The organism is Bacillus sp. FSL R9-9497 (assembly GCF_038005805.1).
Classification (GTDB): Bacteria; Bacillota; Bacilli; order Bacillales; family Bacillaceae_G; genus Bacillus_A; species Bacillus_A cereus.
Window position 1 is genome coordinate 1,073,705 of sequence record NZ_JBBOTY010000001.1, and the last position, 15,758, is coordinate 1,089,462.

The window sequence follows — 15,758 nt, forward strand, 5'->3', positions numbered from 1 at the left end:
TTTAATGCCCCCTTACTAGTTTGTTTCTATTATATCAACTCTCTTAAAAAACTTCGAAGATTATATACATAAAGATACTTCTTTTTCAAATAATAAATGTACCATCATTTGGAAAGAAGGACGATGTATGAAGAAAGTAAAGTGGACTTTATTAGGCGGCGTCGCAACGTTCGTAGTAGCGATTGTACTCTATAAACTTATCGTGTTAGCTGGTGGCTATATGATGGATGAAAAGCAGCTCGTTTTCCACTCTTCATCACGTATCGTTGACCAGAAAGGGAAAGAAATTACGAAATTATACGTAGAAAATAGAGACCTCGTACCGATCGAGCAAATTCCGAAGTATGTGCAGCAGGCGTTTGTTGCGGTGGAAGATTCTCGTTTTTATGAGCATCAAGGGATTGATTATCCCTCTATATTCCGTGCTCTTTATAAAGATACGTTAGCTAGAGAGAAGGTAGAGGGCGGTAGTACCATTACGCAGCAACTCGCTAAAAACGTCTTTTTAACTCGTGAAAAAACATTTACGCGCAAATTGAAGGAAGTCGCAATTTCTCTTCAATTAGAGCAAAAATATACGAAGCAACAAATTCTTGAAATGTATATGAATCATATTTATTTTGGTCATGGGGCTTACGGTATTCAAGCGGCAGCAAAGTTGTATTTTAATAAAAATGTTGAGGATTTAACAGTAGAGGAAGGGGCAATGCTTGCAGGCCTTCCGAAGTCACCAAACGGATATTCACCGTACTATTCTGCAGAGAAGAGTAAGGAACGCCGCGATCTAGTATTGTCACTTATGCATAAACAAGGCTATTTGACTGCCGAAGATAGCGTTCGTTATCAAGGAAAGACGATTGCTTTATATAAAAACTTAGACGAAAATGAGCTTGCATATATGCCGTATATTGATATGGTCATAGATGAAGCCGCTCGTTTATACGGGTTGTCTCATCAAGAAGTACTTCGCGGAGGATATACGTTTGTCGTACCTATGGATGAAAAGATTCAAAAGGTAGCATATAACCAGTTTCAAGATGCAAGGAATTTTCCTGGGAAAGAAGAAGGGGCGCAAGGTGCATTTTTATTAATGGATAATCGTACGGGCGGAATTAAAGCGGCGATTGGCGGAAGAAAGTACGTCCCGAGAGGTTTTAATCGTATTTTCGCAAAAAGACAGCCAGGTTCTGTGCTTAAACCACTTATTGTCTATGCACCAGCACTAGAAACGAAAAAGTATAATCCGTATTCTTTATTAACAAATGAAAGAAATTCTTTTGAAGGGTATGAACCTCGAAATTATAATCATGAGTATTCAAAAGAAATGACGATGTATGATGCGATTTTAGAGTCGGCAAACGTACCGGCAGTTTCTTTATTAAATGAGTTAGGGGTAGAAGAAGGAAAGCAATATTTAGAAAAAGGAAATGTCCATATTGCAGATGCTGGTTTAAGTACAGCGCTTGGGGGACTAAAAAATGGCGTTTCAACATTTGATCTTGTAAAAATGTATCGTTCATTTTTAGCAAATGGAAATATTATTGAGCCGCACGTTATTGATAAAGTATTAAACAGACACGGTGCAGTCATTGGGGAATCTCCAAAAGTAGAGACGAAAATCTTCTCGAAGCAGACAGCATGGTATATGACGAAAATGTTAGAAGGAGTTGTGAAGGAAGGAACAGCGAGAGTTGGTGTATATAACGGTGCGTTAGCTGGAAAAACGGGTACAACTTCATTGCCAAATGACGATAAGGGAGCAAGAGATATGTGGTTCGTCGGCTATACACCTAACTTAGTAGGCGCTGTTTGGATTGGTTATGATCGCACGGATAAGGAGCATCAGTTGCAAGGAGAAAGTGCATCTGCGACAAAATTGTTTAAGAAAATTTTAACGAAGGCTAATGTAGAACATAAAGAGAAGTTTATGAAGCCTGAAGGTGTGGAAACAATCGGCGCTCCGATTCGGCTGCGCAAAATTGAAGATGTAAAAATGAAACTAGCATTTAGCCCTTTCGGTTTATTTAAAGCAAAATTAAGTTGGACGCCACTTCCAGATAACAGAATTATGTACCGAATCTATAGAGTGGAGAACGGAATTCATACACATGTTAGCACTGTAAATGGTGCTGGGGAATATGAGGAAAAGTTCGTTAACATATTTTCAAAACCGAGCTTTTACGTTGTACCATATAATACACAAACGAATCGTGAAGGAGAAAAGTCAAAAGTAGCTAAACCATAGTTTTTCTCTGTGTTATAATAAGAATGTTGTGAAAATAGTAAGCGTTTTTAAGAATGTTTGTGTCAATTTAATGAACAACGTACATAATATTATGCATTTTGTTTTTACAAGCTGTATAGTAAAAAAAGATAAATATCGAACGTATTCGAAGCATTGGTAAGGAAGGGAGCAAGGGTCTTGGTAAGAACTATAAATGAGACATTTTTAAAAGCATGTAGGGGGGAACGTACCGATTATGTACCAGCATGGTATATGCGTCAAGCAGGTCGTTCACAGCCGGAATATAGAAAGATTAAAGAAAAGTATTCTTTATTTGAAATTACACATAATCCAGAGTTATGTGCTTACGTTACAAAATTGCCGGTTGATCAGTATAACGTAGACGCAGCAATTCTTTATAAAGATATTATGTCACCACTACCTGCAATTGGTGTGGATGTAGAAATTAAATCAGGTATTGGCCCAGTTATTGATAATCCAATCCGTTCTTTACAAGACGTAGAAAAACTAGGGGAAATCAATCCAGAAGATGACGTACCGTACATACTAGATACAATTCGTTTATTAACGACAGAAATGTTAGACGTACCGTTAATCGGTTTTTCAGGAGCTCCATTTACATTAGCGAGCTATATGATTGAAGGCGGTCCATCTCGTAACTACCATAATACGAAAGCGTTCATGTATGCAGAGCCAAAAGCTTGGTTCGCTTTAATGGATAAACTAGCAGATATGGTTATTACATATTTAAAAGCGCAAATAAACGCAGGAGCAAAAGCAGTTCAAATTTTCGATTCTTGGGTTGGAACAGTAAATGTAGCAGATTATCGCGTATTCATTAAACCAGCAATGGAGCGTATTTTTGCAGAAGTTCGTAAGATGGGTGTACCGATGATTATGCACGGCGTAGGAGCTGCACACTTAGTGAATGAGTGGCACGACTTACCGCTTGATGTAGTCGGCTTAGACTGGCGCTTACCGATTGAAGAAGCACGTGCACGTGGCGTTCATAAGGCGGTACAAGGTAATATGGACCCTTCATTCTTACTTGCGCCATGGTCTGTTATTGAAGAACATGTAAAAGGTATTTTAGATCAAGGGATGAAACAGCCGGGTTATATCTTTAACTTAGGTCACGGTGTATTCCCAGAAGTAAATCCGGATACATTAAAACGTTTAACTACATTTATTCATGAATACTCTAAAGGGCAGTTAGCGAAGTAAAGGAGAATTGCTGTATGAAAAAGAAAATTGGTTTGCTTGTAATGGCATACGGAACGCCATATAAAGAAGAAGATATTGAACGTTACTATACACATATTCGCAGAGGAAGAAAGCCAAGTCCTGAAATGCTAGAAGATTTAACAGAGCGTTACCGTGCAATTGGTGGTATTTCTCCTTTAGCTACTATTACATTAGAGCAAGCTAAGAAGTTAGAGAAGCGTTTAAATGAAGTACAAGATGAAGTAGAGTACCATATGTATCTTGGCTTAAAACATATTGAACCGTTTATTGAAGATGCGGTCAAAGATATGCATAACGACGGAATACAAGATGCAATCGCACTTGTTCTTGCACCTCACTATTCTACGTTTAGCGTGAAATCATACGTTGGACGAGCACAAGAAGAAGCTGAGAAACTTGGAAACTTAACAATTCACGGCATTGATAGCTGGTATAAAGAGCCGAAATTCATCCAGTACTGGGTTGATGCAGTGAAAGGTATATATAACGGTATGTCAGATGCAGAGCGTGAAAAAGCAGTATTAATCGTATCTGCACATAGTTTACCAGAGAAAATTATTGCAATGGGCGATCCATATCCAGATCAATTAAATGAAACAGCGGATTATATCGCGCGCGGAGCGGAAGTAGCAAACTATGCAGTAGGCTGGCAAAGTGCAGGGAACACACCAGATCCTTGGATTGGTCCAGATGTACAAGATTTAACGAGAGAACTAAATGAAAAGCACGGTTATACTTCATTCATATATGCACCAGTTGGATTTGTTGCGGAACATTTAGAAGTTTTATATGATAACGACTTTGAGTGTAAAGTTGTAACGGATGAAATTGGTGCGAAATATTATCGTCCAGAAATGCCAAATGCATCGGACGCATTTATTGATTGTTTAACAGATGTTGTATTAAAGAAAAAAGAATCTGTACTGTAAGAAGAAAGGGGGAGCCTGCTTGAGGAAAAAAGTTGTGATCGTCGGCGGAGGCATCACTGGATTAACAGCAATGTATAATTTACAAAAAAATATTCATGAAAAAAACTTGCCGATTGATACATTACTTATAGAAGCATCGGGTAAACTTGGCGGAAAAATTCAAACCGTTCGAAAAGATGGTTTTACAATTGAGCGCGGACCGGATTCTTTCTTAGCAAGAAAAGAAAGTGCAGCTAGATTAGCGAGAGAATTAGGTCTTGGCGATGAAATTGTAGAAAATACGACTGGTCAATCATTTATCCTCGTAAAAAATCGGTTACATAAAATGCCGAGCGGATCAATGATGGGAATTCCAACGCAAATTACTCCGTTTCTATTTTCCGGGTTATTCTCCCCAATTGGTAAATTAAGAGCTGGTTTTGATCTATTAATGCCGAGATCAAAGCCAGTATCTGACCAATCACTCGGACAATTTTTCAGACATCGTCTTGGAAACGAAGTGGTTGAAAACTTAATAGAACCGTTACTATCGGGTATTTATGCAGGGGATATTGATGAAATGAGCTTAATGTCAACATTCCCGCAAATGTATCAGATTGAGCAGAAACATCGTAGTATTTCGCTCGGTATGCGTACGCTCGCTCCGAAAAAAGAGAAAGCTGAACCGAAAAAGGGAATGTTCCAAACAGTGAAAACAGGTTTAGAATCTATCGTAGAATCTCTCGAAGTAAAGATGCATGAAGGTACGATAATAAAGGGAACTCGCATTGAAAAAGTTGCAAAACAGGGTGATGGTTATACGATTACTCTTAGTAACGGAAAAGAAATAGAAGCGGACGCCATCGTAGTGGCAACTTCGCATAAAGTATTGCCGTCCATGTTTGCTCAGTACAAGCAGTTTCGTTTCTTCCGTAATATTCCATCCACATCCGTTGCCAATGTCGCACTTGCTTTCCAAAAATCCGCAATCCAGCGTGATATTAATGGTACAGGATTTGTCGTATCACGAAATAGCGATTACACGATTACAGCATGTACGTGGACGCATAAAAAATGGCCGCATACAACGCCAGAAGGAAAAACACTCCTTCGCTGTTACGTTGGGCGTGCTGGTGATGAAGCGGTTGTAGAACAAACTGAAGAAGAACTCGTTCAGCTCGTACTAGAAGATTTACGAAAGACGATGGACATTACAGAGGATCCAGAGTTTACAATCGTAAGTCGCTGGAAAGAAGCGATGCCTCAATATACAGTAGGCCATAACGAGCGAATGAAACAGCTCACAACATTTATGGAGAAAGAGTTGCCAGGTATATACTTGGCAGGTAGCTCCTATGCTGGCGCTGGACTTCCAGACTGTATTAATCAAGGTGAGGAAGCTGCAAAGCGTGTATTATCTCATTTGGAGAAAGTAATAGATGCTGAATTAATCGCACAGTAAATTATAAGAAACGCCTTCAATCATATTGAAGGCGTTTCGTTTATTATATAAAATACTTATTCGCCAATAAACATATATAAGTTATTTGGCTTTATAACAGCATCTCCTGCATAAATAACCCACTCTGTTAAGTTATCAAAATCTAAATGATAACTATTTCCTTCACTCATATCTTCTATGAAATATGGTTCATTAATGAGTATTCCTTGAATGAAATCTTCCGTAATGTTTTGCATTTCAAACCACATATGTTCACTTTTTCCTTCTTCGTAGGAGACACCAAACTTAGCAAGGAAACGAAAATCTTCATTTGATTGTTCAATGTGAAAAATGTTGCTGAAATACCCAAAAGTATTTTTCGCATTGTAAGCCATACGATCGGTTTCACTATTTGTTTTATAGAACATGAGCCCTGTAGCTTCCTCGTGTTCTTGGAAAAAGCTTTCAATATATTCTTCTGAAGTATTAAATTTGAATAAGAGAACGGATGGAGATTGATGGTATTCATCTCGGGCATCCATACCGCCTAAGAATGTATTTTGTGCATCTATTGGTTGTAGTTTCACTTCTTCATCCTCGAGTGAAGATAATTGGTCCATACTCGTTTTATGCCCTATATAAGATAATCCTTTTTCCCACGGAACAGCGACTGTATGTATAGAACCTTGCTGACTATGTGCGATAACGATAGGCTCATTTATAGGGACTTGTCCATTCTCAACGGCATTATTAGCAAATGTTTGAAAGAGATCGCTAATGCCATAGTAGGAAGAAATGCGATTTGGAATAATTAACTCTATTTCAGTTACGCCTGCTCTTAAAAGACCATGTGTATGAAACCAATATTGCGTAGGCTCACCGTCTTTATCGTCTTCATAAACGGAATGAATAACGTATAAGTCAGGAATGTCAGGTAATAATTCATTTTCAACGTGATATTCAATATAGCTTCTAGATATCACTTTCATTGCTGCACTTGAATCGATTACAAATAACAAATCTGGGGCGAGATTCCATAAGAACTGTAACTGCTGGAAAAAGCAGTCCAGTACATCGCCTACAAATAGCGTACGAGTGAAAATTTCAGTGCCGAAAGCTGCATCTTCAAAATTACGATCTACGATTGTAGAATCTTGTCTATTGTACATTTTATATCCTTCTGGATCGTTCGGTTCATCAATATGCAGTTCATACGGTATGACTGTTTCACCCATATGTAATTCAACAATAAGGCTTGTCTCATCACTATAAACAATTTTTAAATCATCAACTTTAGTAGCGATCGTTTCTAGTCGCTGTTTTAACTGCTCAATTGTAATTCTAGTTGGTATAACGGCAATCATATCTGAAAAATGACGTTCTAATGTTCCATTCATAGCTGCGCGGTATGTTTCTGTTTGCACTTCCATCCAATCACTCCTATTCAAATGAATCCATTTTACATGCCAATCAAATGTCGATATTTTCTGTTTTCTCTCTCTAACATTATAGAGTGTATTTGTAGAAAGTGTAAAATTATTATTTTGTATTGTAGTTTGAAAGCTTGTAAATTAAATAAATTTTTTGTAAAACTTGTCGAAATATCATTCTATATAACGAATCATTTGTTATGATAGAAATGCTGAGAAAATATGAAATAGAGAGAGGAAAATGGCTGTGAAGAAATTGTTAAGTGTCTTTTTATCATTCTTGCTATTGCTTTCATTTACTGGAACTTTAGCGCAAGCAGAAGAAACTGCTTCTATGTCAGTAGAAAAAGCAATTCAAGTATTTAAGCAGCAAGGGAAAACGAAGGGGATAGTAGAAGGATATATTGTTGGATATACGCAAAGTTCTTCTAAATATACGAAGGATCCAGCTAAGTTTGATGATACAAACGTAGCAATTGCAGATTCGCCAAACGAAACGAATCCAGACAAAATCATGCCCGTTCAGTTACCGAAAGGTGATGTGAGAACGGCAGTGAATGTAAAAGATCACCCTGAAAATATCGGGAAGAAAGTTAGTTTGACTGGGACCCTTGAATTATATTTTAGTAACCCAGGTCTAAAATCAGTAACAGCTTATAAGTTTCAAGGTGAAGGACAAAACCGTGTTAGCGATGTAGTAGCTTCACCGAACGGTGGAGAAGTTGCTAAAGGAACAGCGGTAACATTAACGACGAATACAGAAGGCGCAACAATCTACTATACGTTAGATGGCTCTAATCCTACTAATAAAAGCGTTCGTTATAATGGACAAATTATAGTGAATGAAAATAGTGTAGTGAAAGCAATCGCAGAAAAAGAAGGACTTACTCCTTCAGCAATTTCGACATTTTCATTTATTATCGTAAATAATGAACAGGTTCGTATTCATGACATTCAAGGGAAATCACATATGTCTCCTTACAACGGGAAGAAAGTAAACAATGTGGAAGGCGTTGTCACAGCGCTTGATAAAAACGGCTTTTATATAGAAGATAATCAGCCAGATAATGATCCAGCTACTTCAGAAGGTATGTACGTATATAAAAAAGATGCGAATGTAGCAGTAGGAGATCTTATTCAAGTTGATGGAGTAGTAGAAGAATATGTTGGACCAGGATATGCAGAACGATTTGAAACAGACTTAACGACGACTGAAATTAAAGCGAGCCGCGTTGCTGTAATCGCAAAAGATCAATCTTTGCCAGCACCGATTGTACTTGGGGAAAACGGTGTGAAAATCCCGGACCAGATTATTGATAATGATGCATTTGGTTTATTTGATCCAAATGAAGATGCAATCGACTTCTATGAAAGTATAGAAGGTATGCGTGTTACGATGCCAACACCAAAAATTATTACACCTCAGAAAAACGGAAATTTATATGTAACAGTAAAAAATGGTGGAGATAAAATAGTAACACAATATGGCACACCTCTATTAGATGAAAATCAATTAAACCCAGAGCGCCTTTCTGTAAAAGTACCTCGCGATTATGTAGCAAAAGTAGGAGATACTTTTACTGGAGATATAACAGGGGTGGTAGGATATGATTACGGTTCTTTCCGTATTTCGCCAATAACAGAACTGCCAGCTGTAGTGGATGGTGGATTTAAGCAAGTAGGGGCAAATATTCAGCCACGTCTTGATAAGTTAACGGTTGCTACATATAACATTGAAAACTTCTCGGCGAATAAAAAAGAAACAACAGATGAAAAAGTAAAAGCGTTAGCGTATTCTATTAAATACAATTTAAAAATGCCAGATATTATCGGTGTAGAGGAAATGCAAGATAATAACGGATCAATTAATGACGGTACAACAGATGCGTCATTAAGCGCAAAACGTATCATTGATGCAGTTCTAGAAATTCGTGGACCGAAGTATGAGTATGTAGAAATCGCTCCAAACAATAATCAAGATGGAGGAGCACCAGGAGCGAATATTCGCGTCGGCTTCTTCTATAATCCATCACGCGTGAAATTAGCGACGGTACCGAAGTTACTTGATAAGAATGTTGTTCGTATTGGAGACGAAAATCCATTGTTTGAAAGTACACGTAAACCGCTAGCGGCAGAATTTACGTTCCAAGGACAAAACATTGTTGTCGTTGCAAATCACTTAAACTCAAAACTAGGAGATGCAACGCCATTTGGAAAAGTGCAGCCGCTCGTATTAAAGAGTGAAGACAAACGAATTCAGTTAGCACAAGAAGTAAATTATTTCGTGCAAGGAATTCAGAAAAAGAATACAAATGCACCAGTTGTTGTGTTAGGTGATATGAACGATTTCGAATTCTCTAAACCACTAAAAACACTAGAGGGAACAATCTTAAAAGATATGTTAAACACAGTGCCGAAAGAGAATCGTTACACGTACATTCACGAAGGAAATGCACAAGTGTTAGATCATATTTTAGTAACAAACAATATCGCACCACACACAATTGTAGACCCAGTACACTTAAACTCAAACATTATGAAAGAACACGGACGTGTAAGTGACCACGACCCAGTACTTGCTCAAATTGATTTGAAGAAGGCTTCTTAAAGTGGGGAACGCTTAGGTGACTAAGCGTTCTTTTTTTGCATCGTTATAGAATAGTATAAAGAGATGATTCCTTTTTTTGTAATCTAATGATAAAATTGATTGAATATTTAGTTTTTAATAAGGGGGACAACAATGCAGTTACAAATAAATGGAAAGGTAATGAATCAGTTTGCAATTTTTTTTAGTACGATCATCATGCTTCAGTTTGTAGCTGATATAACAGGACTTACAAGCAATCTAGATATTACGTATAACTTAATACATACAGCAGCTTCTTATATAACATTTAGTTTGGCGGTTATTTTCACTTTAATAGGTGCAAGAAGAGAATTAAGTAAATATGCAATTGTTTCATTATGTTTAGTTGTAGGTATTAAAGCGATTTATTTTGTAGCGGTCGTTATTTTATGGGGGTTGGCAGGTACGCCATAAGTGAATAGTAAATAAACCCTAATTTCCAATATAGTAAGGAAATTAGGGTTTTATTATACTTGAAAAGCTTTTCTACACCGCTCTCTTTTTTGCAGTCTTCTTTTATATTTTTTTCTATCCCGCTTTACTCCTTGTATATACATAAGTAAGCTAACGAAAAGAAAGAAAGCACATTGCGTCATTAAAATATATGGTGACATGCCTTGCAATGGTTGTTTCGGATCATATAAATGAAAAGGTGCTCCGCCTATTGAAGGAAGTATTGTATTTAGCAGGACGTAAGGAATGGAGGCGGCTGCAAATGGAAAGAGAATTGCCATATAGTCTTTTTGTGACCATACAGATGCAGCAAGTCCTAAAAGGGCCATTAAACCTGCAAATAAAAAATTAATTCCGATATATACAGCGATGTAAGTGAGAGGCGCATCAAAATATAGGTTTGCGAACATTCCATCAGCATTTATGATGCCTGAACCAACCGTAGGTGTTCCGTCTGGAATGGTTAATTTGCAAAATAATAACGATAAGATGAATGGAAGTGTATAAAGAAATCCTCCGCAAAAAAAAGTAACGATATATTTCGCTACTGAATAAGGAAATATAGAAATCCCCTTACTCACAAACGGTTTAAAACCATCGGACTTATCCGAATTGTAACTTGTACTAAAGGGGAAACTCGCAATAACTGGCATTAATAATAAATAAACATCCATTTCATTGTCGCGAAATCCAATCCATTTTAAATCTGTTGATATAGGACCATTTGCTGCGTTTCCTAAATAACGAATTACATAATAATAGTGATAAATGCAAATAAGAACGAATCCACTAAGCATCATAATTAAAGAAATACGACTACAAAAAGCTTGCTTTATATTTAAACGAAGTGCACGCATCATGACTGAAAAAGCCTCCACTGTTTTGATAAACTTGTCTATTTTCTATATTACTATTAATTGTAAAGATTTTCTTGTTTTTTTATTTGATTATTTGAAAAAGAGGAATTTTGTTGTTGTGAAGTAAGGTTTAGCTGTATATCTCTAGAACATCTTTTCCTTTTCTCTTTTCTTCTGATAAACTATGGAAAGTATGATATACACTGACTGAAATTTTTTTATACTGGAAATAATAAAAAGAGAACTTGTATAGAATGTAAGCGTGTGGTAATATCAAAGATGTACTGATTGACTATATTATCCAATTGGTCATTTTTGGAGGTGATGATGTGGCAATAGATCGAAAACGTTCTATTATTGAGGCTGCAACAAAGTCTTTTTCAGCGTTCGGTTATAAAGCAACAACGATGGATCAAGTAGCGAAGTTAGCGAATGTAGGGAAAGGAACGATTTATACTTTTTTCAAAAATAAAGAAGAGTTATTTGGTGAAATTATTTCTAATTTAATTACAGAAATGAAGCAAGTTGCAGAAAGTGCAATTCGTTCAGATGTTTCATTTTTTGAAAATGTACATAGAGCATTATATAGCATCTTGGAATTTAGAAAAGAACATCAGCTCATGATTAAATTAATTCAAGAAGAGCGCGATATGGGAACGAAAGAAGTACAAGAAGTGATGCAACAAGTTGATGTGGAAATCGTTTCTGTTATTCAATCGTATTTAAAAATTGCGATTGAAAAAGGTGAAATTAGCAAATGTGATCCAGAAATTACAGCATTTATTATGCTTCGTCTATATGTATCGCTTATTTTTGATTGGGAAAAAAATCACGAACCGCTAGAAAAAGAAAAAATTGCAGAGTTATTTGAACTTTATTTACTAAAAGGATTGTCAAACTAAGATAATCCTTTTAATTTTATAAAAAATGACCAAATGAACAATACGGTCATATATTTAAGTTAAGGGGGGATATAGAAAAATTATAATCATAATAAGAAAAAGTTGCATAGTAATAAATTCAGGGATAAGGCATATGTATGAACAAGTATAGCCTTTTTGTTTGGGTAAAAATGACTATATGAACATTTTGGTCATTTTATAAAAGGGGGAGAAATTATGAAAGGGAATCAGTTACTTCGGAAAGAGTTCACGGAAATTATAAAAAGTAAAAAAATATTAATTCCAATTATTGCGGTCTTATTCGTACCAATTTTATATGCAGGGATGTTTTTGTGGGCTTTTTGGGATCCGTATAAACAGTTAGATGACTTACCAGTTGCAGTAGTCAATTTAGATAAAGGCGCAGTATTTGATGGGAAACCAATTGAGGTCGGAAAAGGGCTCGTTGATAATTTAAAAGATAATAAAAGTTTTAAATGGGAGTTCGTAAGTGAAAAAGAAGCGAAGAAAGGAATGGAAGGTAGAAAGTATTACATGTTAGTGCGCATTCCAGATGACTTCTCAAGTAACGCTACAACGTTACTAAAAGACGATCCGAAGCCATTAAACTTAGAATATATTCCAAACGAAAGTTTGAACTTCTTATCTTCACAAATTGGCGGAACAGCCATTGAAAAAATTAAAGGTGAAGTAGCAAGCACGTTAACGAAAACATATGCAGAGAAAATGTTTGATTCCATTCAAGACGTCTCAAAAGGATTAGCAGATGGGGCGGAAGGAGCAAATAAACTACACGACGGATCAAGTGAGCTGCATGATGGTTCAAGTAAAGTGACGGATGGCCTTCATACACTGCAAGGGAAATCTGGGGAGATGAAGGATGGAGTTCAGAAATTAGCAGATGGATCTAATAAATTAGTAGATGGATCAGGCAAAGTAACAAACGGTTTAAATGTGCTAAATAGTAAAACAGGTGAAATGCAGGTAGGTATCGGAAAATTAGTAGATGGGTCAGGCAAAGTAACAAATGGTTTAAATACGCTAAATAGCAAAACAGGTGAAATGCAGATAGGTATAGGGAAATTAGTAGATGGGTCAGGCAAAGTAACAAATGGTTTAAATACACTAAATAGCAAAACAGGTGAAATGCAGATAGGTATAGGGAAATTAGTAGATGGGTCAGGCAAAGTAACAGATGGTTTACACGTATTAAATAGCAATGCAGGTATCGGAAAATTAGTAGATGGATCAGGCAAAGTAACAGATGGTTTACATGCATTAAATAGCAATGCAGGTATTGGGAAACTAGTAGATGGATCAGGCAAAGTAACAGATGGTTTACATGCATTAAATAGCAATGCAGGTATTGGGAAGTTAGTAGACGGATCGGGCAAAGTAACAGACGGTTTAAATACGTTAAATAGTAAAACGGGTGAGTTGCGTGATGGATCTGAGAAAGTGACCGGTGGCTTGAACAAATTAGTAAGTAAATCCGGTGAATTAAAAACAAGAACAACGGATCTATCAAATGGTATGGGAAAACTTGTTGAAGGGCAAAGCCAATTAGAGGAAGGTTCTCAAGCGATCCAAAAGGGATTGCAAGAGTTAAATAGTAACGTACAAAAGTCTGCTGCAGGCTTAGAGGAAATGCAGTCGAAAGTTCCTTCTATATTGAATACAGTAAATGAAAAAATAGATGGAGCTGGGGCGAATGTAAATCAGTTAAATGAACTTACACAATCAACAGCAGGAGATGCAAAAAATGCAGCACAAGAGGTAGCGAATTTACAAAAGCAAATTGAAAGTTTACCAAAAGAATATCAAGAGCAGTTACAGCCATTCGTAACAAGTGCTGTAAAAAGTACAGCGACAGTTCAGCAAAAAGCTGCCGGAGTAGCAGGTGGAACAAATAAATTAAATGAAGAAGTGAAACAATTAAAAGGTGAAATACATCAAACAACAAATGGGTTGCAAAAAAACTTACCAAATCCAGCAGGGATAAAAACTCTAGCAGGTGCTATTGAGAAACTAACGAGCGCACAAAATGAATTTGTTAGTAAGTTTCATGGATTTGGTGAGGGATTAGATAATGCAAAAATAGGTGCCGATAAATTAAAAGATGGATCAGTTCAATTAATTGATGGAGTAACGCAATTGCAAAGTGGCTCTGGAAAAGTGACAGCAGGATTAGGTCAATTATCTGCAGGAGTAAATCAATTAGCAGATGGGTCTGGTCAAGTAACAGGCGGTTTAGGAACATTATCTGTAGGAGTATCCAAATTAGCAGATGGGTCTGGTCAAGTAACAGGCGGTTTAGGGACATTATCTGTAGGTGTAACGAAATTAGCAGATGGCTCAAGCCAAGTAACAGGTGGTTTAGGAACATTATCTGCAGGAGTAAATCAATTAGCAGATGGCTCGGGTAAAGTAACAGGCGGTTTAGGTGCATTATCTGCAGGAGCAAATCAAATGGCAGGTGGTGTACATCAATTAGCAGATGGCTCAAGTCAAGTAACAGGCGGCCTAGGTCAATTATCTGCAGGAGCAAACCAAATGGCAGGTGGAGTAAATCAATTAGCAGATGGCTCGAGTAAAGTAACAGGCGGTTTAGGTACATTATCTGTAGGAGCAAACCAAATGGCAGGTGGCGTAAATCAATTAGCAGATGGATCTGGTCAAGTAACAACGGGCTTAGGTACTCTAAATGGTGGCCTAAATCAAATGTCAAATGGCTCAATCCAGCTAATCGACGGCGTAAATAAACTAGCAGATGGCTCAGGAAAAGTAACAGATGGTCTCGTAAAAGTAAACGACGGTTCAGGTGAACTTGCAGAGAAACTTGGCGAAGGGGCAGAGAAAACTGGGGAAGTAAAAGGAACGGATAAAACGTATGATATGTTTGCAAGTCCTGTAAAAGTGAAGACAGAGAAAATGGCGGAAGTTCCTAACTACGGAACTGGATTTACGCCGTATTTCTTATCACTCGGTTTATTTGTTGGGGCATTATTATTATCTATCGTATACCCATTACGTGATACAGTAGGCGTTCCAAAATCAGGATTTAGTTGGTTTATTAGTAAGTTCGGTGTTTTACTATCAGTTGGTATTATTCAAGCGATAGTAGCAGATGTTATATTACTGTTCGGATTAGGTGTAGAAGTACAAAGCATTCCATACTTCATACTCTTTAGCATCATTACAAGTTTAGCCTTTATCGCATTAATTCAATGTTTAGTAACAGCATTTGGTGATGCAGGCCGTTTTATCGCCATCATCACATTAATTATGCAGCTTACAACAAGTGCCGGAACATTCCCACTAGAATTGATTCCGAAGTTTTTACAACCATTCAATGCTTGGTTACCGATGACATACTCTGTATCAGGATTGAAAGCAGTCGTATCGAGTGGAGACTTTGACTTCATGTGGCAAAACATAGGAATGCTCATGATCTTTATCGTTGTATTATCACTTGGAACAATCGCTTCCTTAACTTTGATGCACAAACGAAAATTTAAAAATGTGGTTGGAAATCAATCGGTTGAAGCGTAGATAAAAGCACCTTTTTGGTGCTTTTTTATTTTAATAGAGGGCATCTTTTCCTTAGTTCATCTATAAGTCTTTCTAAAAGCTATAGAAACGAAAGAAAAG

10 protein-coding genes are annotated in these 15,758 nt (G+C 37.0%); 8 read left to right on the forward strand and 2 right to left on the reverse strand.

Annotation, left to right across the window (positions count from 1 at the left end; all coding sequences use genetic code 11):
* Positions 1-127: 127 nt before the first annotated feature.
* The 4 genes from MKY21_RS05605 to hemY all read left to right on the forward strand — a co-directional run bounded on the left by MKY21_RS05605 (position 128) and on the right by hemY (position 5,860).
* Positions 128-2,245 (forward strand): transglycosylase domain-containing protein, encoded by a 2,118-nt coding sequence (locus MKY21_RS05605; RefSeq protein ID WP_016117385.1) that lies wholly within the window; start codon positions 128-130, stop codon positions 2,243-2,245.
* 177 nt (positions 2,246-2,422) lie between these two features.
* Positions 2,423-3,469 (forward strand): uroporphyrinogen decarboxylase, encoded by a 1,047-nt coding sequence (gene hemE / locus MKY21_RS05610; RefSeq protein ID WP_000252605.1) that lies wholly within the window; start codon positions 2,423-2,425, stop codon positions 3,467-3,469.
* A gap of 14 nt (positions 3,470-3,483) precedes the next feature.
* Complete coding sequence (gene hemH, locus MKY21_RS05615; protein ID WP_000726774.1) at positions 3,484-4,419, forward strand: ferrochelatase; 936 nt, start codon at positions 3,484-3,486, stop codon at positions 4,417-4,419.
* Between the two features lie 19 nt (positions 4,420-4,438).
* Complete coding sequence (hemY, locus tag MKY21_RS05620) at positions 4,439-5,860, forward strand: protoporphyrinogen oxidase (RefSeq protein ID WP_137074872.1); 1,422 nt, start codon at positions 4,439-4,441, stop codon at positions 5,858-5,860.
* A gap of 56 nt (positions 5,861-5,916) precedes the next feature.
* Here hemY and MKY21_RS05625 read toward each other — a convergent pair whose 3' ends face one another.
* Positions 5,917-7,269 carry a DUF4026 domain-containing protein gene (locus MKY21_RS05625; RefSeq protein ID WP_137074873.1) on the reverse strand — a complete coding sequence of 451 codons (1,353 nt, stop codon included), beginning with the start codon at positions 7,267-7,269 and terminating at the stop codon, positions 5,917-5,919.
* 241 nt (positions 7,270-7,510) lie between these two features.
* Between MKY21_RS05625 and MKY21_RS05630 the strand changes: the two genes are divergently transcribed.
* Both MKY21_RS05630 and MKY21_RS05635 read left to right on the forward strand, forming a co-directional pair.
* Positions 7,511-9,877, forward strand: coding sequence for a DUF6359 domain-containing protein (locus MKY21_RS05630; protein ID WP_087875041.1), 2,367 nt, complete (start codon positions 7,511-7,513; stop codon positions 9,875-9,877).
* Positions 9,878-10,009: 132 nt separating this feature from the next.
* The gene (locus tag MKY21_RS05635) at positions 10,010-10,309 is read left to right on the forward strand and encodes a hypothetical protein (RefSeq protein WP_001176844.1); all 300 of its coding nucleotides are present in this window, start codon (positions 10,010-10,012) and stop codon (positions 10,307-10,309) included.
* A 53-nt stretch (positions 10,310-10,362) separates the two neighbouring features.
* Here the strand turns inward: MKY21_RS05635 and MKY21_RS05640 are convergent, their stop codons facing one another.
* Entirely contained in the window at positions 10,363-11,208 is an 846-nt protein-coding gene (locus MKY21_RS05640) for a hypothetical protein (protein WP_000984174.1), read from the reverse strand.
* 326 nt (positions 11,209-11,534) lie between these two features.
* Between MKY21_RS05640 and MKY21_RS05645 the strand changes: the two genes are divergently transcribed.
* Together MKY21_RS05645 and MKY21_RS05650 are read left to right on the forward strand one after the other, a co-directional pair.
* Positions 11,535-12,107, forward strand: coding sequence for a TetR/AcrR family transcriptional regulator (locus MKY21_RS05645; protein ID WP_000963381.1), 573 nt, complete (start codon positions 11,535-11,537; stop codon positions 12,105-12,107).
* 216 nt (positions 12,108-12,323) lie between these two features.
* Positions 12,324-15,659 carry a YhgE/Pip domain-containing protein gene (locus MKY21_RS05650; protein WP_341075696.1) on the forward strand — a complete coding sequence of 1,112 codons (3,336 nt, stop codon included), beginning with the start codon at positions 12,324-12,326 and terminating at the stop codon, positions 15,657-15,659.
* The last annotated feature ends 99 nt before the right edge of the window (positions 15,660-15,758 follow it).

Excerpts from the sequence above, each read along its gene's own strand:
- MKY21_RS05650 (WP_341075696.1), top strand. The coding sequence starts at position 12,324 with ATGAAAGGGAATCAGTTACTTCGGAAAGAGTTCACGGAAATTATAAAA.
- MKY21_RS05605 (WP_016117385.1), top strand. The coding sequence starts at position 128 with ATGAAGAAAGTAAAGTGGACTTTATTAGGCGGCGTCGCAACGTTCGTA.
- MKY21_RS05630 (WP_087875041.1), top strand. The coding sequence starts at position 7,511 with ATGGCTGTGAAGAAATTGTTAAGTGTCTTTTTATCATTCTTGCTATTG.
- MKY21_RS05625 (WP_137074873.1), bottom strand. The coding sequence starts at position 7,269 with ATGGAAGTGCAAACAGAAACATACCGCGCAGCTATGAATGGAACATTA.
- hemH (WP_000726774.1), top strand. The coding sequence starts at position 3,484 with ATGAAAAAGAAAATTGGTTTGCTTGTAATGGCATACGGAACGCCATAT.
- MKY21_RS05640 (WP_000984174.1), bottom strand. The coding sequence starts at position 11,208 with ATGATGCGTGCACTTCGTTTAAATATAAAGCAAGCTTTTTGTAGTCGT.
- MKY21_RS05635 (WP_001176844.1), top strand. The coding sequence starts at position 10,010 with ATGCAGTTACAAATAAATGGAAAGGTAATGAATCAGTTTGCAATTTTT.